Origin of the sequence: Mycobacterium sp. D16Q16, assembly GCF_002013745.1 — a bacterium.
Classification (GTDB): Bacteria; Actinomycetota; Actinomycetes; order Mycobacteriales; family Mycobacteriaceae; genus Mycobacterium.
In genome coordinates this window covers 21,158-42,967 of sequence record NZ_MAEY01000001.1, presented here as the reverse complement: position 1 = coordinate 42,967, position 21,810 = coordinate 21,158, and the positions used below count along the sequence as shown (strand labels likewise).

The window sequence follows — 21,810 nt, the reverse complement described above, 5'->3', positions numbered from 1 at the left end:
TCCCAGCACCTCCACAGAACCTTCACAAAAGGCTCCAGCGATCACCACAACCGTCAAATAGGCTGTTCATGTGCCCAGTCAGCGAAGAATCTTGGTTGTCGATGACGAGCCCACGATCTGTGCGTCCATTTCCGCGCGGCTGCGCGCGGAGGGGTATGCCGTAGACACCGAGGACAACGGCCTGGACGCGGTGCGGCGTTGCCGCGAAAACCCGCCGGATCTGATGGTGCTGGACGTCATGCTGCCCGGGCTCGACGGCCTGGAGGTCTGCCGCCAGGTGCAGGCGCACGTGCCGATCCCGGTGCTGATGCTCACCGCGCGCGGCACCGAGACCGACATGCTGGTGGGCCTGGGCGTGGGTGCCGACGACTACCTGCCCAAGCCGTTCAGCATGCGGGTGCTGGTGGCCCGGGTGGCGGCGCTGCTGCGGCGCACCGAACGGGTCGCGGCATCGAGCACCGATGTGCGGGTCGGGCAGGTGCGCATCGATGTGTCCGAGCGCCGCGTGTACCACCGTGACGACGAGGTGCACCTGACCCGCACCGAGTTCGATCTGCTGGCCTATCTGGCCGATAACCCGCGGGTGGCGATCAGCCGGGAGCGCCTGCTCGATCAGGTGTGGGGCTGGAGTGAGGGGCTGCCGTCGGGGCAGCGCACCGTCGATAGTCACATCAAGGCGTTGCGCCGCAAGCTCGGCCAAGAGCTGATCCGCACGGTGCACGGCATCGGATACGCGTTGGAGGTACCGCGATGAGCCCACTGCTGGAACTGCTGCCGCGACCACTGGATCCGTTGCGCTCCTTCAAGTTCAAGACGGCGGTGCTGGTGGGGGTGGCGCTGCTGATCGCCACCTGCCTGCTCTGGATCACCGCCGAATGGAAGCTGCGGTACGCGCTCACACTGGCGTTGTTCGTGTCCTTCGGGGTGACGTGGTTCCTCGCACACGGCATGACCTCGCCGCTGCGCGATATGACGGCGGCGGCGCGTTCGATGGCCCACGGCGACTACTCGCGCCGGATTCGTTCGACCTCTCGCGATGAAGTGGGCCAGCTGGCAACGGCTTTCAATCACATGGCTGCCGAGCTGCAGTCCGCCGAGAATTATCGGCGCGAGTTAGTCGGCAATGTCTCGCACGAGCTGCGCACACCGATCACGGCGCTGCAGGCGGTGCTGGAGAACATTGTCGACGGAGTAGCCGAGCCCGATCCGGCGACGCTGAAAACCGCACTGGCGCAGACCGAACGGCTGGGTCGGCTCGTGGACGACCTACTTGACCTGTCCAAACTCGAGAACGGATCGGTTCCGGTGCAACGCGAACCGTTCGGGGTGCGCGAGTTCGTCGACGGGGCGGTGGCCGAGGCGAAGACCACCGGACGTCAGGTGCGTTATCACGTGACGGTCGAGCCGTTCGACCTGCAAGCCGTCGCCGATACCGCCCGGCTGCATCAGGTGGTGGCCAATCTGCTGGACAACGCCTCGCGGCACAGCCCGCCCGGGGGTCAGGTGTCGGTGTTCGCGCGCACCGAGAACGACGCACTGCTGCTGGAGGTCGCCGACACGGGGCCCGGTATCGCACCGCATGAAAGATCACGAGTGTTTGAACGATTCACCCATGGGGGGTCGCGCGACGGTGGCACCGGTTTGGGGCTGGCCATCGCGCAGTGGGCCGTCGATTTGCATGGCGGCCGCATCGAAATCGTGGACGCGCCCGGCTGCCGGGTGCGCGTCACGTTGCCGCAGTTCGACAACGAGGAGGGGAATTCATGACCACAGGTTCGATAGTGCCGCCGCCATATCCGATTCCGGGGGCGCCGGCCGAGGCTTCAGTGCCGCCCGTGCCGCGCCCGCCGGTGCCGATCTTCGGGCCGCCGACGCGGTTTCTGACGGCCTGGCCCCGGGACATCCGCTCGAAGATGACGCAGGGTGCGCTGCTCAGCGGTATCGGGGCGGGTCTGGTGGCGGCGCTGTGCTGGCGCTCCTCGCTGCCGGGGCTGGGCTGGACGCTGACCGCGTTCGCGGTGGCCCTTGCCGCCTTCGCGACGCAGAAAGTGCAGTGGACGCCGACGCGTATCGGTGCGCTGGTGCTCGCGCTATGCCTGGCGGTGGTGCCGACCGTGCGGGATGCGGGATGGCTTGTCGCGCTGTGTGTCCTGACGTCGGGGGCCTTGTTCCTCTACGCACTGGCTCCCGCGCGGACGTGGACGGGGCTGGTGTACGGACAGTTCGTAATGCTGAGGGGGCCGTTCCGGGTGGCGGGGTGGATGCGGCGCGGCACCCGCACGATGTCGCGGGGTCGCAAGATCAACCCGGACCGTGCGGCCATCGTCGTGCTGATCACGCTCGGCTTGGTGGCGGCGTTCGGGGCGCTGCTGGCCGACGCCGATGCGCGGTTCAAGGCGTTGATCAGCGGGGTCTTGCCGTTCGTGTCCTTCGGGGATGTGCTCGGGCGGGTTGTCGTCGGTGTGCTGGTCGGCGGGTTCGCCTTGGGTGCCATTTACGTGCTGTCTAGGCCGCCGAGCTTTGACCGGTTGGCACCGACGGAACCCAAGAAGCTGCCGCGCTGGGAGTGGAGCCTGCCGCTTGCCGCACTGAATCTGCTGTTCATCGCGTTCGTGGGCGTGCAGATCTCGGTGCTGTTCGGGGGAGATGAGCACGTGCAGGTCACTGAGGGGTTGACCTACGCAGAGTATGCGCGCCAGGGCTTTTGGCAGCTGCTGTTTGTCACCATCCTGGTGATGGGCGTCATCGCGGCGGCGATCCGGGTCGCGGGGCGCGAGGATGCCCGCGACCGGCTGTACCTGCGGGTGCTGATTGGTGGGCTGTGCCTGACCACGTTGGTGATCGTGGCCTCGGCCATTCACCGGATGTCGTTGTACGAGAAGGCCTACGGGTTCAGCGTGGAGCGGCTGCTGGTGCGCTGGATCGAGCTGGGCATGGCCATCGTGTTGGTACTGATCCTGGTGGCGGGGATTCGGATGAGCGCGCGGTGGCTTCCTACTGCTGTGGTGGCAGTCGGCGCGTTCGGGATGCTGGGGCTGGCGATCTTCAACCCGGAAAGCTACATCGCGCAGCGCAATGTCGAGTTCTTCCAGCAGACCGGCAAGATCGATCAGTGGTACATGGGGAGCTTGTCGTCGGATGCATTCGCGGCGACGAAGTCGCTGCCCGAGGATGTGCGGGACTGCGTGCAGGGCAAGATTGCGTATCACTTGCGGGACACGGCGCCCTGGTACGAGTACAACGTGAGCCGGGCGAAGCTGAGGTCTGCTGAGGTCAAGCCGACCTCGTGCAACGTGGACTACGACCACAGGTGACCTGGGTTCCCGGGGCGTGGCGGGGGATCGGCTAGAGTCGTGACCTGCTGGGGGCGGTAGCTCAGTTGGTTAGAGCCGTGGACTCATAATCCATTGGTCGCGGGTTCGAGCCCCGCCCGCCCTACTTTTAGAGGCTATTTTTCAAGATTAGATTTATGCGGGCCGGTTGGCTTGTGTCCAGGTGTCCCGCACCGTGCGCAGCGCGTCCCTCGCCGTAACCGTGAGGCGTGTTTGGCTGGCGGGCTGGCCCAGCTATTCGGTTTGCGTGGGCGCTTTCGTGAAGTCGTTCTGGGCTGGTGACTGGTTGGTCGACCATCGCGCCGGTAGAGATCCTCGGCCGCGGCGCCTGTCCGGCCGCTATGAGATTTTGGCGACGACAGCTCTCCTGAGCAGCCGAACCGCACATCACAACCGGCGAAGAGTGCGAACCATCTTTACTGGTATCAAGGCGATCCGCCAGTACTTAGTGCCCAATGGATGGGGTCGCTCCCAGTGCGATCGTTATCCCTCCGACGGAAGTTCACCGCGTCTAAGCAGGGCGCGGCCAGCGGTGAGCGCCGAGTGGATCATGGGGGCAGTAGTCGCTATCGACGCTTCGCCGCGTCGGCGGACAATGCTGATGAAGAGACCCTCTTCTTTCCCATCTACGATCGCTCCGTGTACGAGGAATGGCTTCAGTTCTTCGGGCTGGGCCGGCACGATGACCAAAATTAGTCCGAGCTCCCCGGTTCCGATGTGCTCGATTGACAGGCGATCAGGCGGGGGATAGAGCCGATGTTCGACCGCTTGTTGGTAGCGCCGAAGGAGACGACCGCTGAGCGGAACTGGGCAAACACGATGGATTACTTCCCCTCCAGGGATCTTCTTCCCAGCCATTCCGATCACCAGGATTCCCCCAAGTTCAGAGTTCGCAAATTTGGCAATCGATTGGGCTAGCTTGATCTGCCCGAGTCCGGTGTTGAGGTCGAAGTTCTGGCTCTTTACCTCCAGCCACTGGCTCTCCGATTGACCGATGAGAGCGCGCGCGTGGCCCGCCCGAAGGAGATTGACGGCGATTTCTTGGGTAAGTCGTCTGGTTTGTCCGAATGCCTCGACAAGCGCGATGGCGTTTTCGCCCAGCCGATAAAGATCGTCGAGCTTCCGTCCGCGGGTGTTCATTTTTGCCACCGCACTCCACCACCATGGTGGGGATCGATAATGATCATTCGCGTCGACTTTGATCAGTCGACCGCGGTTGCGTTCGAACAGCGGCGCGAGAATCTTCTCTAGCACCTGGGAGCCGGCGGCGTCTGCGTCGAAGTACACGTCCTCGTCTTGGCCGTCGCTCGGATCGAGCGCACTAACCTCGTCCCAAATCCATTGACCGGTCGAGAAGGTGAAAGACAGAGCCAGTGTGTCATCGACAAGGCGGAAGGTGATGGGCTCGATTGGGCTCTCTTCGTCGTCAAAGTAGCCTTCGTCGTCCATACTCAGCTCGAGCCTCGGGTCGTCGCAGCCCGCGCTGGTCTCGCTCCTCATCACGCGCTGAAGTTCGCTCGCGGAAGAGTCCTCTAGGTCGGCGACTCGCCCAACAAAGACGTCCGTGTACACCGCGTTCTTGCGAAGCTTGTCGCCGAAGTACCAGCCTCGTCCGCCAGGATCACGCCGGATTCGCCTCTGAGTTGCTCCGCGTGGACTTTCTTGCGCCCCACCATCGTTGTCGACCACTGCATCATTATCGCTGTTGCAGGGAGGACGTGTGGGCGGCTTCGTTTGCTTGGAACGGTCGGCTATCCGGGCGGCCTAGGCCCAACATCAAGTTGTAATCATTCGGATTCGCCTCCAAGGCCTTCTCGGCCAGAGGGATTCTCCACCGACCGCTCTAGTGTCTTGTCTGGCGGGGCAATGGCTTATCCGGGAGCGCCAGCTCGACGAAAAGCAAACACGTCAGGCGAACGCATAACCTAAACCTGTTGTAGGGCCTAATCTAACCATCGTGGATGGGGACGGCGGGGGCCAAGGTAACGCAACTAGTCGTGAGCAGGACGCGGTTCGACTCCTATTGTTAATTGATGGTGCGGCGGAGGCGTTGCCGGGTGCGATTCCCGATGACGATGCGTTGGCTGACGCCGTTGGAGTCGTTGAGGGACAAACGCGGCTGCAGAAGCTTGACTTCTGGCTCCGCAACCCAGATTACCTAGCCGATGAATTGCTCAACGATTATGAGACAAGTGGCGAGCCGCGACTTCTCGAATTGGCAGCACAGATCCTGGACTCCGAAGAGCCTGAAGTGCGCCGGTACCCCATGCTTCGCCACCATTTCGGCGCATACGAGCCACTGGACGACGCTCTGGCGGTGCTCCGCAGTGCAGGCTTGGTTGTCCGGCGCCGGCGAGGCCAGGTTGGCCACACCTCGCGCCATGACTACTACTTGCTTAGCCGCGGACGTGACGTAGCTCAGACGGTTGTCGCAGAGGCGCCGCCATTTCGGTACTACGTAGACCGGGTGCAGTTGGTGCTTGACTTGGCTGATGGGCGAGGCGGAAACGACTTGAAGAAGCGGCAGTACCTTCAACTGGAGTACGCGTCCACAGAGTTGGGGACGGTCATCGGCAGTATCAGCTCTCGCGCGCGTGATCGACTATCCCGGCTCCGAGTGGGCTCCACAGCTGAAGGGGTTAGCGCGTGACCGATTCGGAGTCGAAAGGAACACGGCAAACGGGCTCGCTGGTTGCCCGGATTGCGGCTACGGCGCATGCTTCGGAGGACGACGTATTAGAGGTCTTCACGACCTACGGAATCCCGTTGACATACCCGCCATCCCGTCCAAGGCACATGCGCGTTCACCGGTTGCGGCTCCATGGAGTTCGTACCGGTACCGGCCACGACGGGCCATTCGACCGCGCATTCGTTTTCAATAACGACTTCACCGCATTGGTAGCCTCCAACCTGCGCGGCAAGACGAGCGTGCTGGAACTGATCACCTGGTGCCTGCGGGGATCGCCCCGGGACAGATTGCAGGCGGATGTTCGCCGGTGGTTGGCCGGAGTCGAACTCGATGCGACTATTGCTGGGCAGGCTTTCGGGTTCCGACTTTCGCTGGAGGGTGGCGGCCTAACCCGAGGTGTCGTGCTCACGGCAGCCGACCTCGACGCCCTTGGTAACCAGGCAGCCGCGGTTCTGATCGACACTGATGAGGCCGACGACTTCGCTTCGCAGGTCGCGACTTTCATGCTTGATCGGCTCGACTTGCAGCCTGTCGTCAATTCGGTCACGAGGGGCGATGAGGTGGGCACGCAGACTCACGGGTGGCCCGCCTATTTTTCTGCGATCAATCTGCCGGCGGGCCCCGATAAGCCGCTAGTTGGCGAGCAGTCAATGGGCGGCTTAGCTGGCCGACTGCTGCAAGTATTTCTTGATCTACCGGCCGCCGCGGTCCTTACAAGGGTGAAAGCGGTACGTGATGTCCTACAGGCTGAGCAGGACCTCCGAGGAGAGCGCGTCCGCGCGTCCGCAGAGCAACGGACTGCTGATCGGAGGCGCGTAGAAGAGGCACTCACTGCGGCTGAGAATGAGCTCTCTCGACTTGTCGACCAGTCGCCTGGCCCTTCGTTAACGGACTTGGCTGATACCGCAAGCCGCCGTGCTCGCGATGTCGCCGACGCCCAAGACGAACGGGACGAGCGAAATGGCACCTATCGAGAAGCCCGACGGCAGCGACAATCAGATGAAAAGGCGTTGAACGATCTCAAAGAAAGTGAGGTGGCGCGCGTCCTGTTTCATGGACTGGACCCGCGCGCTTGTCCTCGATGTGAAACGCCAATCACTAAGCAACGCCGCGAGAATGAACTCAATTCCCACTGCTGCGCCGTGTGCACGGCCGAGGTAGTTGGCGAAGCGGGAGATCCGCAGGAGGTCGTGGAGGAGGCAGCAACACGGTTGGATGCCAGTCGGTCCGCTGAGCGTCAGACGCAGCAAGACCTCGAATCGGCTGAGTCGACACTGCAGCGGCTCACCGAGCAGTTGGCCGCAGCGCAGCAACAACTGCGAGGTGACAAGACTGGTGATTCGGTTCGTGAGCGTATTAGCGCGGAACTCGAGATCGCCCGATGGAACGGTGCGCTCGAAATGCTGCCTGAGGTCACAGGGGTGGATCTCGGGGAGCAGGACACCGTGCTGAAAGTCCTTGTCGCAGCGGATAAGGTGCTTGATCAGGACAGCAAGTTCGCGGCGTCCGACCTGCTAGCTGAATTGAATACCGAGATAGCAATACTCGCTCGTCGATTTGGCATGACTGCGCTCGAAAGGGTGGAGATCGACCGCGCTGCCCGATTGAAGGTCGTCAAGGGCGGTGGAGCGCAGTCATATTTCGGTAAGCAGAGTCCGGGTGAACAGGTACGACTACGAATCGCCGTCGTTATTGCATTGCTGCGCATCGGAGCTCGCCGGGGGATCTCGACCCATCCTGGCCTCATTATGCTCGATAGCCCGAAGGCCGAAGAGGTTCAAGACCTGGACGCAACGGCACTATTTTCCGAGCTCGCTCAGTTGTCTTCGGACGACCACATCCAGGTGTTGATCACGACGGCTGACTTCGACGTTAGCCAGGTGGCATTGCCCGCCCATTGTTTGATAACGGCTGAGGAAGGCGTTCCTCTATGGTGACAGCACGCAGTTCGCGGCCGTCTTCGCTCAACGGGTTGTAGACGTGACACCCCTTACCAAACACCTTCTGGACGCATCGGCCGCGGGCGTGGTGCCGGGGCTCACCGAGATCCGCGCGAGTGCAGTCGACCAGGAAGCTGCCGAGATCGCTGCTGGCTCATACGCTCCGATACTGGCGGAAGCATTGGCTGCGGCCCTTGAAAAGGGCTTAGATGAATGGCAGCCCGTTACTGTCAGATTCATCGAAGGGTTGTCACGTCAAGAAAGTCTGCTCGCGCTCGTGGGAAGCGTGGACGCTCTTCTTGGCGGCGCGCGGACGCTCAAAACATATGGACCGCAGTTGTCTAATGCGCTGCTGCACGAACTCACCACTGTGATTGACGCTCGACCATTGCTGGCCGCTGTCCGGCTAGAGGGAGCGGTCCGTCTTGCGATTGCGGGGGCTACCGGGCCGTTCGCGGTGCTCGGCTACCTGACAGAACTGCCCAAATCGGCACCAGAAGAATTCGCCGAACGTCTTCCACGATTACTCGGGGCGGCAAGCGATTGCTGGGCGAGCGATGGTGTGATCGCGGCGGCATTGCACGCTGCCTTGGAACAACTGCGCCACGATCCCGCAGCGAGCATAGACGCGGTATTTGAATTGGGCTGTTGTGGAATGCGTTCCGCGCTCACTGCAGCAACCTTGCCCTCGGCAATGGATGCGCTCACCGCCGCGCGTACGAACTTCGCGACTGTCGATTTTGCCGAGGAGAGTCGTCACGACGCGCGAGCGTATGCCGCAGCATGCGACGCACTGCTCGCGTTCGCAGCCCAGGACAAAATCCGTCTAGCAGATGCTGTCGCACGGCTTAGCGACTCGCTGAGTCAACGAAATGCGTGGCTCAGAGGTATGCATGCGCCGACCTGGCTGCAACCCAGACGTGCCGCGGAACTACCGTGGCGGCGACTTGTATTGTTATTACAGGCAGCTGCGAATCGCTTATCTGAAACCGTGTGGTTGGACGTCTGGGATGCGCTCGCCACTGTCCTCGATGCCTACGCACAATCACGGGCCGTCCGTCCATTACCCGACATCGGCGCGTCACCCGGACTGGCCGCCGTCGTTGAGCCGACGATCGAAAACGCGATATTGGGAAAGCAGAGTCTGCTTGCAGCGTTGCGGCGCTCGTGCCTTGAGTTGCCCGATACGTACGTAGGATCATTTGATCGGGTCACTGCGGACCTGCTTCTCGGTCGAATCGAGGTCGCAGCGGCAAGATCGCACGAAAGCCGCACACGCTCGTTGGTATTAAGTGACGACAGTACCGAAGGCGATCCACAAGAACCCGTCGATACGTCTCGGCTCTATCTTCTAGCCCCTTCGCTCGTTCACATCCTTGGCGAGCCGCAGGCGTCCGATATCGGAAGAGAGTTAACCGACAGCAATCTTAGAATGCTTGAAGGAGTTGTGCATAGCGCAGTGCTCACCCGATCACGAACCTCGCATCCGGTTCTGGATAGCCTTCTCGAGGACCTGCTTCAGCAGCTGGCTCAGTCTGAGGACTTTGTGGGTGACACGCGAAGTAACTTTGGTCTGCTGCTGGAACAGACCCTGTTGTTTCTCCTTAGTCGCGCTGACTTGACCACCAAGACATGGGGATTGGAAGAAAAGGACAAGGACTACCGCCGAGCGTTAAAAGACGGCCAGTCGCGGCCAGTTGAAGCTGACCTGCAGCATGACTTCCACCAATGGCTTCAAAGTGGCCCGTTGAGTGGACTGGTCGCGGTTGAACGGAACGATATCGCAATGGGCCGCGCGGACGTCATCGTCACCTTTGGCACCGTTCGATACCTCACGGAAATCAAGCGGGAACTTACCGACTCCGATCCGAAAGGTCTGGAAGAAAAATACCTCCAACAGGCCGCCGAATACGGCAATGCGAACGTGCCCTTCGGTCAACTGCTCGTCCTCGACTTGACGCCACACCCCGATGGTGCTTTGAGGCTTGACGAGTCGGTGTGGCTGGCCAAACATTGCCCGCCTGGTGCCAATAAAGAGCGCATGGTCGTCGTTGGGGTCGTTGCGGGCAACCGCCTCACTCCAAGCGGTCTCTCAGCGTAGTCGTATGGGTCCGATCTCAGCTCCATATCTCAATCGGAGTGAGATCATCGGGCACGTCAAGTTCTCTTATAGCCCTGATGATTTCGCTTGTTGGGATCCCATGATAGAAGGCGGGGGCAAGCGTCTTCTCTTCCAGTTCGACCACCCGAGTGCCCAGATCTGAGATATGTTCCGGAACTGACCCCGGTCGAGGTGCACTCATTCCTGGATGACACCGGCATAGCCACGTGGCATTGCCTCGGGAGCTTGGTCGAGATGCCCGCCATGTGCCGCATCGCAGAGAGGCATGCGTCTCTCACAGTTTCACGCCACCGCACTCAGTTTGTCGGCCAGAACGTTGCCACCCTCGGTATGGCCGCGATGTGATGGAATGCCCTGCTGTCCAGCCTGATGCACCACACACCACCAGTTCGCCGAAGAGGATTCTCTCTGCGAACGAGAGTTTGAAACGCCTACGCAATCATGGGGTCAATCGCCGACCGGGGCACCAGCACCTGCAATGCCCCGTATGAGTCGGGCAAAATCGCGCCCTGGTCGAAGAAGAACATCACTCCGTCGTTGAGCACCGCGAAATTCTGGTAGTTCGAAGGGTTGTACAGCGACGCGGGTGAGAACGGCAGCGGCGGGGGAGGTGGCGTCGTCGTCGAAGTCGTCGCCGACGTGGTGGTGGTGGTCGGCTGCCCGGAGGTTGTCGTCGGTGTGGGAGTCACCACCGGCGGCGGAGCCAGCTGCTGCTGCAGCTGAGCCTGGACAATCGGCGCCACGGTCTTCAGTGGATCATCCACCCGCCACAGCGGTGCATCGTCTTTGTCGTCCTTTGGGATTGTGTAGAGAATCGGCTTGCGATAGCTCTGGTCCCAGTTGTACGCCTTGAACGTCGTCGTCGCGCTCCCGGTGTTTTGGTACACCTTGAACACCACCGTCTGCGTGCCACGCGGGGGAATAGCCGAGGTGTATGCCGTCGGCTTGATGCTCAGCTGATACGGCGTGCTGCGGGCGGTATTGGACTTGGCCGTGTTGAGGAACGCGTCGCGCGTCTTGGCGACGTATTCGGCGATTGGCTTCTGTTCCGGGTAGTTCAGCGGAATGGTGATGTCGACGCTGTACCCGGGGTCCGAGAGGCGGATCTCACACGTGGTGCCGGTGTTATTGCCCTTGAGGTCGGCGCAGTAGTCGTGTGGCGCCGCCCCCGCTACGCCAGAAAAACCGAAGATGGCGGCAGCCGTGGCCAGTACGGACACGCTTACCGAGCGTATGGATAAGTAGGGCACGTCTGCACTCTAACTTCGCAAGGTGAACCAAGTGCCCGGACTGCAGAACTGACGATCGGACTGAACTGCGCCTTTGAAGCTCCTGACAATCGGATGGAAGCCCCTCAGTGGCCCCGGCACCTCGCTACGATCACTGCGTCCTTGGATCTTGAACCCCTACGAGGGAGTAGCCATGACGGGATCGCCAGAATCCGGATTCAACGGCAAAATCGCCCTGGATATCAGGGATTCCGAACCGGACTGGACCCCGTACGCCGCATCCACCGCGCCCGAAGGCGCACCCAATGTTCTGTACCTCGTCTGGGATGACACCGGCATCGCCACCTGGGACTGCTTCGGCGGACTGGTGCAGATGCCCGCCATGAGCCGGATCGCCGAGCGTGGTGTGCGTCTCTCGCAGTTCCACACCACCGCGCTGTGTTCACCCACCCGCGCCTCGCTGCTTACCGGCCGTAACGCCACCACGGTCGGCATGGCCACCATCGAGGAGTTCACCGACGGCTTCCCGAACTGCAGCGGCCGCATCCCCTTCGACACCGCGCTGCTCTCGGAGGTGCTGGCCGAGAAGGGGTGGAACACCTACTGCGTCGGCAAGTGGCACCTGACGCCGCTGGAAGAGGCGAATCTCGGTGCCACCAAACGGCATTGGCCCCTCAGTAGAGGTTTCGAGCGCTTCTACGGATTCATGGGCGGCGAGACCGACCAGTGGTACCCCGACCTGGTCTACGACAACCACCCGGTCGAGCCGCCCGTCACTCCCGAAGAGGGCTACCACCTGTCCAAGGACATCGCCGACAAGACCATCGAATTCATCCGCGACGCCAAGGTAATCGCCCCCGACAAGCCCTGGTTCTCCTACGTGTGCCCTGGCGCCGGGCACGCCCCGCATCACGTCTTCAAAGACTGGGCCGACAAGTACGCCGGCAAGTTCGACATGGGCTACGAGCTGTACCGCGAGATTGTGCTGGAGAACCAGAAGAAGCTCGGCATCGTTCCGCCCGACACCGAATTGTCGCCCGTCAACCCGTATCTCGATGTCAAGGGACCCAATGGCGAACCCTGGCCGCTGCAAGACACCGTGCGCCCGTGGGACTCGCTCAACGACGAAGAGAAGCGCCTGTTCTCCCGCATGGCCGAGGTGTTCGCGGGCTTCCTGAGCTACACCGACGACCAGATCGGCCGCGTCCTGGACTACCTCGAAGAATCCGGCCAGCTCGACAACACCATCATCGTGGTGATCTCCGACAACGGCGCCAGTGGCGAGGGCGGACCCAACGGATCGGTCAACGAGGTCAAGTTCTTCAACGGCTACATCGACACCGCCGAGGAGAGCCTGCGCTTCTACGACAACCTCGGCGGCACCGACACCTACAACCACTACCCAATCGGGTGGGCGATGGCCTTCAACACCCCGTACAAGCTCTACAAGCGCTACGCCTCGCATGAGGGCGGCATCGCCGATACCGCAATCATCAGCTGGCCCAAGGGAATCGCCGCGTATGGCGAAGTCCGCGACACCTATGTGAACGTCAGCGATATCACCCCGACCATCTACGAGCTACTGGGCATCACCCCGCCGGGCACCGTGAAGGGCATCGCCCAGAAGCCGCTCGACGGCATCAGTTTCACAGCGGCGCTACAAGATCCAAAAGCCAACACCGGTAAGGACACTCAGTTTTATACGATGCTCGGCACCCGCGGCATCTGGCACAAGGGCTGGTTCGCCAACACCGTGCACGCCGCCACACCCTCGGGCTGGTCGCACTTCGACAAGGACCGCTGGGAGCTGTTTCACATCGAGTCCGACCGCAGCCAATGCCACGATCTCGCCGACGCTCACCCGGACAAACTCGAAGAGCTCAAACAACTCTGGTTTGACGAGGCCGCCAAGTACAACGGTCTGCCGCTGGCCGACCTGAACATCCTGGAAACCCTGACCCGATGGCGGCCGTACCTGGCGGGGGAGCGCACGTCCTTCACGTACTACCCGAACACCGCCGAGGTCGGACTCGGTGCCGCGGTGGAGATTCGGGGACAGTCGTTTTCGGTGCTTGCCGAAGTATCCGTCGACACCGCCGATGCCGAGGGCGTCATCTTCAAACAGGGCGGCGCCCAAGGTGGGAATGTGCTGTTCGTCCAGGACGGGAAGCTGCACTACATCTACAACTTCATGGGGGAGAAGGAGCAGAAGGTGTCCTCGCCGGGCACGGTGCCGTTGGGCGCGCACGTGTTCGGGGCACGCTTCGCCAAGACCGGCACGGTCGCGGGCAGCCACACCCCGGTCGGCGACGTGACGCTGTTCATCGACGAAGAAGCCGTCGGCTCACTCGCCGGAGTTGAAATCCACCCGGGCACATTCGGTCTCGCGGGTGCCAGCCTGTCGATCGGGCGCAACAGCGGATCGGCGGTGTCCTCGGATTACCAGGTGCCGTACGCCTTCACCGGCGGAACTATCGCGCAGGTGGTCGTCGATATCTCGGGGGAGCCGTACGAAAACCTGGAGAAGAAGCTCGCGATCGCCTTCGCGAAGGACTAAAGGTTAGGCGGGCCACTCGGTGAGCTGTTCCCACTCACCGAACGGTGGCTTCTTCGCCGCCTGGATCACGATCTGTCCGGTGACCGCCGACCCAGGGTGGTACTCGTCGATCGCGAACCCGCCCTGCCGGTTCTCGGGCGTGGCGCCGTCCCAGATGTAGATCGGACCGGGCGCCGCTGCGGCGGCCTCCGCGACTTCCTGACCGCACTCGGCGGCAGGCTCGTCGCGACCCACACCGGTGTGCTTGCCATCGATACGCCGCCAGATGCTCACGAATCGGATGCTACGCGCCACCGCGCGCTCTGGGCAGCCACAACTTGACCAGGCGGTGAACTCACAGAACGAGTAGGTGTCTACTTGCGCCATTGCGGCCACACTGTGTCACCGTGGGGTGGTGATGAAAAAGTTTGGCGTGTTGGTGGTTGCCGCCGCGCTGCTGCTCGTGACCGCACCGCTGGCTTCCGCGTGGGGCCCGCAGGGACACAGCATCGTGGGCGCTGTCGCCGATGCGCAGCTCACGCCCGCCGCCCGCGCCGAGGTTTCGCGCCTGCTGGCCGGGCAGGCCACCCCGACGCTCGCGGGTGTGGCCAACTGGGCCGACCAGGTGCGTCCCAGCCGGCCCAACACCGCGCCCTGGCACTACGCCGATATCGCCGAGAACAACTGCCAATACGTGCCCGCGATCAACGGCGACAACGGCAACAACGTCATCGAGGCCATTCGCACCCAGACCGCGATCCTGGGCGATACCTCCAAAACGGACGCCGAACGCCAAGAGGCGCTGAAGTTCGTCGCGCATTTCGTCGGCGACATTCACCAGCCGATGCACGACGCCTACGCCCGCGACCGCGGCGGCAACGACATTCCGCTGACCTACAACGGCCGCTCCACCAACCTGCATTCGGTGTGGGACAGCGGATTACTGAACACCCGCGGCCTCAACGACGCCCAGTACACCCAGGTGGTTCAGGCCCTGCCCGCACCCGATCTCGGCAGCAGCGATCCCGTCGACTGGGCGCAGGACACCTGCCACATCGCCGTGGGCGCGTACCCGAACACCTCGACCATCGGCACCGAGTACACCAACCAGTACCGCCCGATCGCCGAGGCGCAGCTGCGCCTGGCCGGTGATCGCCTGGCGCGGTTGATCAACGAGACGCTCAGTTAGAGCCGAACTACCAGACCCGCACGTAGTCGACGAGCATCTCCGCGGGGTAGGAACCGCCCGACGGATCGCCACCACCAGAGCCGGAAACAGCCAGGTTCAGCATCGGCTGCAGCGTGTAGCCCGGGTCGTTAAACGGCCAATCGTCAAGGGAATTCGCGTCGACCGTCAGGTACGGCTCCGCGCCGTCGTGGTAGTCCATCCAGAAGTACAGCCCGGCCTCGGTCCAGGTGCAGCGCCAGGTGTGCCAGTTGCTGTCCACCGGCATCGGCAGCGTCTCAAACGAGGTGCCATCCAGACGTGCGTGCACCGTGGTGCCCGAGGGCCAGTCACGGTTGCCGTACCACTCCGCGAGGTCGATCTCGCCGCCACGCTCGGGGTTGTCGTTTAGCAGCCACCACGCCGGCCACGCACCGTCGGTCAGGCAGTTGAACTTGATGCGCGCCTCGAAGGTGTGGCCGATGCCGCCGCGGAAGGTGCCGTGCAGCTTGCCGCTGAAGTACTTGTTGCCTTCCTTCGTCGCACGGATCACCAGGTTGGAGTTACCGTCGAGGAAGATGTTGGTACGGCTGTCGCGGTACTCGCCCATGTTCTCGGGCCGATCCCAGAACACCGGGTTCTTGATCTTCTCGCGGAACTTCGCGGCCACCCACTTGGAGCCGTCGGGGGCAGAACCGGCGGGGCCGTCGAACTCGTCGCGGAAGACAAAACCGGCCGTCTGGGCATCGGGCGGCGCTGCGGGCTGACGTCTCGGGTCGGCCTGAGCCGTGGCGAGGGGCAGGGCAGCTGCGGCAATGCCGAAGCCCATGGTCAGTATCAACTTACGGCGATCCATTTCGGGCACCCCGAAACGATAATGGTTGTACCTGGGTGATTGGCGCAGCCCCGGCCATTTTGGCTGCTAGTGGCGCGGAAGCATTCTGGCCAGCAGTCCGTCCCGCAACCCGATCGTGTGAAACAGCACCGCGCTGACATGGGCAACTATGCAGGCGAGCAACGCGTACGCCACCCACGCGTGTGCCTCGCGCAGCACGCCGTACCACCCGATGCTGGTGGGCACGATCGACGGAAAATGCAGTCCGGCGACCTGGACCGGGACCCCGGACGCCGACACCAGCGCCCAACCGATCACCGGTTGCGCCAGGAACAGCGTGTACATGGCGAGCTCGGAACCGGCCGCTATGAAGCGCTCCGGCTGGGCGAGGGATAGCGGCGGCGGCTTGTGCCAGATCCGGTTCCCGAGGCGCAGTACCGCGAGCACCAACACCACCACGCCCACAGCCTTATGCCAGGCCAGCACCATTGGATAGTCGCCCAACGATCCGACGAGCAGCGCGCCCAGCACCAACATCGTGATGATCGAAACCGCCATCAGCCAATGCAGAAGCTGCGCCGCCAGTCCGAAACGCTCGACACCCGTGGATTCAGTCATCAGATGTCCTGCCCGAACTGCTCCACCGGCGCCGGGGTCTCGCGCGCGCGGCGCCGGAACGACTCGGCATAGATGGCCGCGCGGGCCGCAAGGATCGGATCATCGGATATCTCAATTCCGTTGGGCAGCACTGTCGGATCGAAGTTGATATCCCGGATGCGTTCCTGCTCTTGGGCTATCGCGTGGCCGAGCACCAGTGTTCCGGCATCGATCTGCTCGCGGTCGGCAGGCCAGGGCAGTGTTGGGTCATGTGTCTGATCCACGCCCGGCATACCGATCTGAAGCAGCAGCCGGTACCGCAGCTCACCGCGACGCACCCGCTGGGCCAGCGCATCGAACATCCAATGGGGCCCGTTCTTCGACGGGGTCCCGGCCTCGTCCCCGTCGGGAATTACCCGCCACCGCACCGGAGTCCGGGCGCCATCCTTGGTGACGAAGATGAAGGTATTGAGGCTCGAATAGCTGGCCTGCGCGAACGACGAGGCCTTGGGTGCCGCCTCGATCAGCTTCTGCGCGGCCGCCGCGGCGGGGTTATCCCGCAGGAACGCCGCCACCTTCTCCTTGTCACCCGAGGTCCGTGCCGAGATCAGCCCGTAAAACATCTCCGGTGTCGGGGCCATGAACACCGGCGCGGCGGCCATCGCGGTGCGCCATTGCTGCCCGCCGGGAAGTGAAAACTCCAGAGCCAGCGCCTGTCCTGCGCCGGTATCGGGCTGGTGCGGATTCTGGCCGCCCACCGAGAACCGCCCGACGACAGGATGCACGCCCTTGACGAACACCGATGCCGACGAGACTTCCGCTCCCGCGCCGTTGCTTTCGAAACGGCCCGACACCGCAAGAGCTTTGGCGTGGTTGCGTCGATACCCGACGAATTTCCCTCCGGTCGACTCGAACAGGTCGATGAAGGAGCGCCCGGTCAGTCGTACGCCGCCCCGGCCCTCCAGGGCCAAGAAGCCGCCCAGTCCCGTCACGGTGACTGCCCCGGCGGCGGCCAGTCCCAGGAACATGCGGCGGTCTAGCTTGTGTGCGACCACGAAACGAGCGTAATACGCGAATCTGTGAGCGCACCGGGGACAATGAAACGATGATGAAGCGTCTCATCCTCGGTCTCGGATACGCCGCCCTCGGTCTCGGGTGCGCTCTGAGCCAGTTCGCACCCGCCAGCGCCGATCCCGGAGTCCCGCCCGTGAGCGAGGCCGCCCGCGCCGCCGGGCTGCTAGACGTGCGCAGCGTCGTCCCCGACGCGATCATCGACCTGCGCTATGCCACCACCAACAACTTCACCGGTGTGCAGCTGTACCCGGCCGACGCCCGCTGCCTGGTGCACGAGTCGATGGCGCCGGGCCTCAAGACCGCCGCCGACACGTTGCGCGCCAATGGCGAGCGGCTCGTCTTCTGGGACTGTTACCGCCCGCACGATGTGCAGATCCGCATGTTCCAGGTAGTGCCTAACCCGAACTGGGTCGCCAAGCCCGGCCAGTATGCCCGCAGCCACGAGGCCGGACGCTCGGTGGACGTCACCCTGGCCAATGCGCGGGGCTTGGTCGATATGGGTACCGGATTCGACGATTTCTCCCCGCGCTCCCTCGCGTACGCGACCGACGGGGTCAGTGCGGACCAGCAGGCCAACCGGGCCCGCCTGCGCAGCGCCATGCAGGCCGGCGGACTGCAGGTGTACTCGGGTGAGTGGTGGCATTTCGACGGGCCCGGAGCGGGTGTGGACCGCCCGATTCTGCAGGTGCCGGTCAACTGACCAGACGGTTGTTCCATTGCCCGGGAGAAATTGAGTAGTCCAGTACCCGGTGCGATGGCGCTCTACCGGAGTAATTTCCCATTCGGGTCGAATGATCCTGCTGGGAGGTTGCCATGCCTGCATCGCCGATTCCCCTGGGGACAGTGCGCCGCTGTGCCCCTGTCGCGGTGCTTGTCGGCGCCCTCGTGGTCGCCTGCGGCGGCGCCGGTGAATCTGTCACGCGCACCGTCACCCAGACCGTCACCGATCAGACGACAATTACCCACGAGGGCGGCGGTGGTTCGCACGAAAGTACCAGCGGCGGTGGGTCGTCCACGTCCGGCAAGACGCCCAAGGACGAGGGGCTCGCGTGGGTGCCGTACGGCCCTAAGGACCCTGCCTTTCCGACACCGGGCTGGGATGTCTACGTCTACTTTCTCAAGCACGACTGCGACAGCCTGAAGAATGTTCAGAAACCCGAGGGCAATCTCTACGAGGCGGCGGTGGGTGTATGTCGTGCCGCGGTGAACGGCGAAGAGAGCCAATGGGATGTGGCGGCCAAGGCCTTTGCGGCGCGCGGCGGGGGGGTCGAGATCGGCCCGGCGCAGTGCGTTGACGACACCATCGCGGCCATGGTCACCAAGCTCCTTGCCTGGCATGAGGAACACCCGGGCAGCCAGCCCGAGCTGACGTTCCCGCAGACCGACGGCCGCACGGCATGCTCGAAGGACAACAACAGCTTTGTGTCACCGGACGAGACTGATTCCTCCACAACAAGTTCCACGACCTCGAGCACCACCACATCGAGTACGACCTCCACCACGACCACCTCGAGCACGACAACCACCACCACACCGACGCGGTGAGGTCAGTGCGAGAACTGCCAGTGCACCGAATCGTCCTCGTCCAGCACGATGATGCTGCCGTTGCGGACGGTCCACCCCTCGGTCATCAGGAACAGCCGGCCTCCGGACTCGGCGAGCAGCCGTAATCCCGTGGTGCGGTAGAGCGTTTTCGGCCCCGTGGTGATCTCCTCGGTACGCACGACGGGCGAGTCGATGCCCAGCGGGCTCTCGCTGACCGCCGTCGCCCGGGGCAGTGACGACACCGAGTCTTCGTAGCGCTGCGCATACCCTCGCCCGACGATATCGGCGTACCCCTGCACCGCCCAGAACATCGCCGCCGCAATCACAATGCCGACGAGCACGGCCTCGAGCACATCTGGGGGGCGGGCAATGGCTGAGCGTGGCCGCGTGCGTTCCTGCCCCTGGCGGCTCAGATGTCTGCCGTAGACCGCGAGCGCCGTGCCGATCGCGATCATGAGCGGCCACACCACGGTCCCGGGTTCCCAGGTGCGCGTGAGTGCGGGCAGCACCACACCCAGGATGGCGACGCCCAGCCCGCCGAGCATCGTCACCCGGCAGATCACCCGGATCGTGTCGGTCATGCCGTCACGCTCGATCTTCTCGGTCAACGCGCGATGCGCTGCCAGCCAGGCGATTCCGATGACCGCTGTCGCCAGGATCGGCAGATACAGCGTGCTGATGCTGCGCAGCACGTAGTCCTGGGTGGTGAAGCGGAACAGGCTTACCTCGATGCCCATCCACTGCGACTGCGCGTCGCTGCGCGCCCAGCCGAAGTACAACAGCAGGGCGGTGATCATGGTCAACGGTGTTCCCACCGTGGTGATGACGGCGATGACGGGGCGAAGGACCGACACCGGATCCGGAGAGTCCTGGGCAGCCGGAGCGTCGAGCTTCCCCGGCGCGTCGGCAGATTGACGCGCTGGCTCCTCCGACGCTTCTTCGGCCGGCATGCGAGCATGCTACGCGCGGGGCCCTGACCAGGGAGGAAAATCCCCTTGCCGCCCCGTCCCGCGGCGCCTACCCTGGCTGACGTCCTCGTCCCCGACGAAAGGTACGACATGGATCTGTGAGGCCTGGCAATCCGCCGACGCGCCCTCGCGCGTTTTCGGCGACCCCACCTCACAGGAAGTCCTTTCCATGTCTGCTGTCATTTCCTCGAACGCCCTCACCTACGTACATCCCGACGGTTCCGTCGTTCTCGACGGGCTCGACATGCTGGTTCCGGCAGGGCGATCCGGGCTGGTCGGCGTCAACGGCTCCGGTAAGTCCACACTGCTCAAGCTCATCGCGGGCGAGTTGCCGCCTACCTCGGGGATGATCCATGCCTCGGGCCATATCGGTTATCTGCCACAAGATCTCACCATCCGCGCCGACCAGTCGGTACCCGATCTGCTGGGTCTGACACCGGTGCTGGCGGCCATCGCGGCCATTGAGAACGGCTCCACCGACCAGGCCGATTTTGACACCGTCGGCGACGACTGGGATCTGGCCGAGCGGGTGCGCGCCGAACTGGATCGTCTGGGCCTGCCCGCCGCGGTGCTGGAGCGCACGCTGGGCGATCTGTCCGGAGGCGAGGTGATCCGGCTCGGTCTGGCCCGGCTGCTGTTGCGGCGCCCCGACATACTGCTGCTGGATGAGCCCACCAACAACCTCGACGGCCAATCCCGCCAGCACCTGTACGACGTGGTGTCGTCCTGGCCGCGCACGTTGCTGGTGGTCAGCCACGACCGCGAGCTGCTGGAACACGTGGAACGCATCGGGGATCTACGTGAGGGCGCCGTCGCGTGGTACGGCGGCGGCTACAGCGAGTACGCGGCGGCGATCACGGCCGAACAAGAGGCTGCCGCGCAGGCGATCTCGACGGCCAAGGCCGGGGTGCGCCGTGAGCGCCGCGACCTCGCCGAGGCCGAACGGGTGATCGCGCAGCGGCGCCGCTACGGCGCCAAGATGCAAGCCAACAAGCGTGAGCCCAAGATTGTGATGGGGCTGCGCAAGCGATCCGCGCAGGAATCGGCGGCAGCGCTCAAGCAGACGCAGACCGATCGGCTGGACAAGGCCCGCGAGAATCTGGATGAGGCGCAGACCCGGCTGCGCGCCGACCGCTCCATCCGCATCGACCTGCCGGGCACCGAGGTGCCCGCCGGGCGCGTGGTCTTCACCACCGACAACCTGGTACTTCGTCACGGAGTCGCCGCGCACCTGGAGCTGCGCGGGCCGCAGCGGGTGGGCCTGGTGGGGCCCAACGGCTCGGGAAAGACCACGCTGCTGCACACCCTCGCGGGAAGCATCCCGGCCGCCGAAGGCACTGTGACGGTGCATGTTCCGATGGGCCTACTCCCGCAGCGCCTCGACCTTCTGGACGATTCGCTGAGTGTCGCCGACAACGTGGCCCGCCGTGCTCCGCACGCCGATATGAACACCATCCGCGCCAGACTGGCGCGATTTCTGTTCCGCGGCAACGCCGCCGACAGGCTGGTCAGCGCGCTGTCCGGCGGCGAACGGTTCCGGGCGACGCTGGCCGCGGTACTGCTGGCAGACCCCGCGCCGCAGCTGCTGCTACTGGACGAACCCACCAACAACCTGGACTTCGCCTCCTACGACGCCCTGGTTTCGGGGCTGGGGGAGTACCGGGGAGCCGTGGTCGTGGCCAGCCACGATCTTGGATTTCTTGAGGACATCGGGGCCGCGCAGACGGATTGGAGGACGGAACCGGAAATCGGGTAGTGCGGTACGCACGTCCGGAGGG

The 21,810-nt window shown here is 63.6% G+C and carries 18 protein-coding genes, 1 tRNA gene and 1 pseudogene; 13 read left to right on the top strand and 7 right to left on the bottom strand.

Annotation, left to right across the window (positions count from 1 at the left end; translation table 11 throughout):
* Nucleotides 1-91: 91 nt before the first annotated feature.
* The 4 genes from B4394_RS00210 (at nucleotide 92) to B4394_RS00195 (ending at nucleotide 3,438) form a co-directional block, all read left to right on the top strand.
* Nucleotides 92-754, top strand: a complete 663-nt coding sequence (locus tag B4394_RS00210) for a response regulator transcription factor (protein WP_078313811.1) — start codon at nucleotides 92-94, stop codon at nucleotides 752-754.
* Entirely contained in the window at nucleotides 751-1,767 is a 1,017-nt protein-coding gene (locus tag B4394_RS00205) for a sensor histidine kinase (RefSeq protein WP_078313810.1), read from the top strand. Before B4394_RS00210 ends, B4394_RS00205 begins: the two co-directional genes overlap by 4 nt.
* Nucleotides 1,764-3,314 (top strand): DUF4153 domain-containing protein, encoded by a 1,551-nt coding sequence (locus B4394_RS00200; RefSeq protein ID WP_078313809.1) that lies wholly within the window; start codon nucleotides 1,764-1,766, stop codon nucleotides 3,312-3,314. Before B4394_RS00205 ends, B4394_RS00200 begins: the two co-directional genes overlap by 4 nt.
* A gap of 50 nt (nucleotides 3,315-3,364) precedes the next feature.
* A tRNA-Ile gene (locus B4394_RS00195) sits at nucleotides 3,365-3,438 on the top strand.
* A 377-nt stretch (nucleotides 3,439-3,815) separates the two neighbouring features.
* On the opposite strand, the gene B4394_RS00190 is transcribed toward B4394_RS00195, so the two are convergent.
* The gene (locus B4394_RS00190) at nucleotides 3,816-5,021 is read right to left on the bottom strand and encodes an AlbA family DNA-binding domain-containing protein (RefSeq protein ID WP_139359832.1); all 1,206 of its coding nucleotides are present in this window, start codon (nucleotides 5,019-5,021) and stop codon (nucleotides 3,816-3,818) included.
* A 268-nt stretch (nucleotides 5,022-5,289) separates the two neighbouring features.
* Here B4394_RS00190 and B4394_RS00185 point away from each other — a divergent pair, with 268 nt between their 5' ends.
* The 4 genes and pseudogenes from B4394_RS00185 to B4394_RS25980 all read left to right on the top strand — a co-directional run.
* On the top strand, nucleotides 5,290-5,982 hold the full coding sequence (locus B4394_RS00185; RefSeq protein ID WP_217697759.1) for a hypothetical protein: 693 nt from the start codon (nucleotides 5,290-5,292) through the stop codon (nucleotides 5,980-5,982).
* The gene (locus tag B4394_RS00180; protein ID WP_078313806.1) at nucleotides 5,979-7,958 is read left to right on the top strand and encodes a hypothetical protein; all 1,980 of its coding nucleotides are present in this window, start codon (nucleotides 5,979-5,981) and stop codon (nucleotides 7,956-7,958) included. Before B4394_RS00185 ends, B4394_RS00180 begins: the two co-directional genes overlap by 4 nt.
* Nucleotides 7,959-8,001: 43 nt before the next feature.
* Nucleotides 8,002-10,062 carry a hypothetical protein gene (locus tag B4394_RS00175; RefSeq protein ID WP_078313805.1) on the top strand — a complete coding sequence of 687 codons (2,061 nt, stop codon included), beginning with the start codon at nucleotides 8,002-8,004 and terminating at the stop codon, nucleotides 10,060-10,062.
* Nucleotides 10,063-10,149: 87 nt separating this feature from the next.
* Nucleotides 10,150-10,396: pseudogene (locus B4394_RS25980) on the top strand (hypothetical protein); the annotation flags it as partial.
* A gap of 118 nt (nucleotides 10,397-10,514) precedes the next feature.
* Here B4394_RS25980 and B4394_RS00170 read toward each other — a convergent pair.
* A complete protein-coding gene (locus B4394_RS00170; RefSeq protein WP_078313804.1) occupies nucleotides 10,515-11,333 on the bottom strand; it encodes an RsiV family protein in 819 nt (272 codons plus the stop codon).
* A gap of 172 nt (nucleotides 11,334-11,505) precedes the next feature.
* Here B4394_RS00170 and B4394_RS00165 point away from each other — a divergent pair, with 172 nt between their 5' ends.
* Nucleotides 11,506-13,869, top strand: a complete 2,364-nt coding sequence (locus tag B4394_RS00165; protein WP_078313803.1) for an arylsulfatase — start codon at nucleotides 11,506-11,508, stop codon at nucleotides 13,867-13,869.
* 3 nt (nucleotides 13,870-13,872) lie between these two features.
* Here the strand turns inward: B4394_RS00165 and B4394_RS00160 are convergent, their stop codons facing one another.
* Nucleotides 13,873-14,142 (bottom strand): hypothetical protein, encoded by a 270-nt coding sequence (locus tag B4394_RS00160; RefSeq protein ID WP_078314191.1) that lies wholly within the window; start codon nucleotides 14,140-14,142, stop codon nucleotides 13,873-13,875.
* 124 nt (nucleotides 14,143-14,266) lie between these two features.
* Here B4394_RS00160 and B4394_RS00155 point away from each other — a divergent pair, with 124 nt between their 5' ends.
* A complete protein-coding gene (locus B4394_RS00155) occupies nucleotides 14,267-15,037 on the top strand; it encodes a S1/P1 nuclease (protein ID WP_078313802.1) in 771 nt (256 codons plus the stop codon).
* A 7-nt stretch (nucleotides 15,038-15,044) separates the two neighbouring features.
* Here B4394_RS00155 and B4394_RS00150 read toward each other — a convergent pair whose 3' ends face one another.
* The 3 genes from B4394_RS00150 to B4394_RS00140 form a co-directional block, all read right to left on the bottom strand.
* Nucleotides 15,045-15,869, bottom strand: coding sequence for a glycoside hydrolase family 16 protein (locus tag B4394_RS00150; RefSeq protein ID WP_078313801.1), 825 nt, complete (start codon nucleotides 15,867-15,869; stop codon nucleotides 15,045-15,047).
* 66 nt (nucleotides 15,870-15,935) lie between these two features.
* A complete protein-coding gene (locus B4394_RS00145; protein ID WP_078309055.1) occupies nucleotides 15,936-16,466 on the bottom strand; it encodes a cytochrome b in 531 nt (176 codons plus the stop codon).
* Nucleotides 16,466-17,500, bottom strand: a complete 1,035-nt coding sequence (locus tag B4394_RS00140) for a catalase family peroxidase (RefSeq protein ID WP_078313800.1) — start codon at nucleotides 17,498-17,500, stop codon at nucleotides 16,466-16,468. Before B4394_RS00140 ends, B4394_RS00145 begins: the two co-directional genes overlap by 1 nt.
* 50 nt (nucleotides 17,501-17,550) lie before the next feature.
* Between B4394_RS00140 and B4394_RS00135 the strand changes: the two genes are divergently transcribed.
* A complete protein-coding gene (locus tag B4394_RS00135; RefSeq protein WP_078313799.1) occupies nucleotides 17,551-18,219 on the top strand; it encodes a M15 family metallopeptidase in 669 nt (222 codons plus the stop codon).
* 113 nt (nucleotides 18,220-18,332) lie between these two features.
* A complete protein-coding gene (locus B4394_RS00130) occupies nucleotides 18,333-19,064 on the top strand; it encodes a hypothetical protein (protein WP_078313798.1) in 732 nt (243 codons plus the stop codon).
* A gap of 2 nt (nucleotides 19,065-19,066) precedes the next feature.
* On the opposite strand, the gene B4394_RS00125 is transcribed toward B4394_RS00130, so the two are convergent.
* Complete coding sequence (locus B4394_RS00125) at nucleotides 19,067-20,014, bottom strand: hypothetical protein (RefSeq protein ID WP_286141862.1); 948 nt, start codon at nucleotides 20,012-20,014, stop codon at nucleotides 19,067-19,069.
* A 187-nt stretch (nucleotides 20,015-20,201) separates the two neighbouring features.
* Here B4394_RS00125 and B4394_RS00115 point away from each other — a divergent pair, with 187 nt between their 5' ends.
* Nucleotides 20,202-21,788 carry an ABC-F family ATP-binding cassette domain-containing protein gene (locus tag B4394_RS00115; RefSeq protein WP_078313795.1) on the top strand — a complete coding sequence of 529 codons (1,587 nt, stop codon included), beginning with the start codon at nucleotides 20,202-20,204 and terminating at the stop codon, nucleotides 21,786-21,788.
* Nucleotides 21,789-21,810: the final 22 nt, after the last annotated feature.

Excerpts from the sequence above, each read along its gene's own strand:
- B4394_RS00145 (WP_078309055.1), bottom strand. The coding sequence starts at position 16,466 with ATGACTGAATCCACGGGTGTCGAGCGTTTCGGACTGGCGGCGCAGCTT.
- B4394_RS00165 (WP_078313803.1), top strand. The coding sequence starts at position 11,506 with ATGACGGGATCGCCAGAATCCGGATTCAACGGCAAAATCGCCCTGGAT.
- B4394_RS00135 (WP_078313799.1), top strand. The coding sequence starts at position 17,551 with ATGATGAAGCGTCTCATCCTCGGTCTCGGATACGCCGCCCTCGGTCTC.
- B4394_RS00155 (WP_078313802.1), top strand. The coding sequence starts at position 14,267 with ATGAAAAAGTTTGGCGTGTTGGTGGTTGCCGCCGCGCTGCTGCTCGTG.
- B4394_RS00205 (WP_078313810.1), top strand. The coding sequence starts at position 751 with ATGAGCCCACTGCTGGAACTGCTGCCGCGACCACTGGATCCGTTGCGC.
- B4394_RS00200 (WP_078313809.1), top strand. The coding sequence starts at position 1,764 with ATGACCACAGGTTCGATAGTGCCGCCGCCATATCCGATTCCGGGGGCG.
- B4394_RS00130 (WP_078313798.1), top strand. The coding sequence starts at position 18,333 with ATGCCTGCATCGCCGATTCCCCTGGGGACAGTGCGCCGCTGTGCCCCT.
- B4394_RS00115 (WP_078313795.1), top strand. The coding sequence starts at position 20,202 with ATGTCTGCTGTCATTTCCTCGAACGCCCTCACCTACGTACATCCCGAC.
- B4394_RS00125 (WP_286141862.1), bottom strand. The coding sequence starts at position 20,014 with ATGCCGGCCGAAGAAGCGTCGGAGGAGCCAGCGCGTCAATCTGCCGAC.
- B4394_RS00150 (WP_078313801.1), bottom strand. The coding sequence starts at position 15,869 with ATGGATCGCCGTAAGTTGATACTGACCATGGGCTTCGGCATTGCCGCA.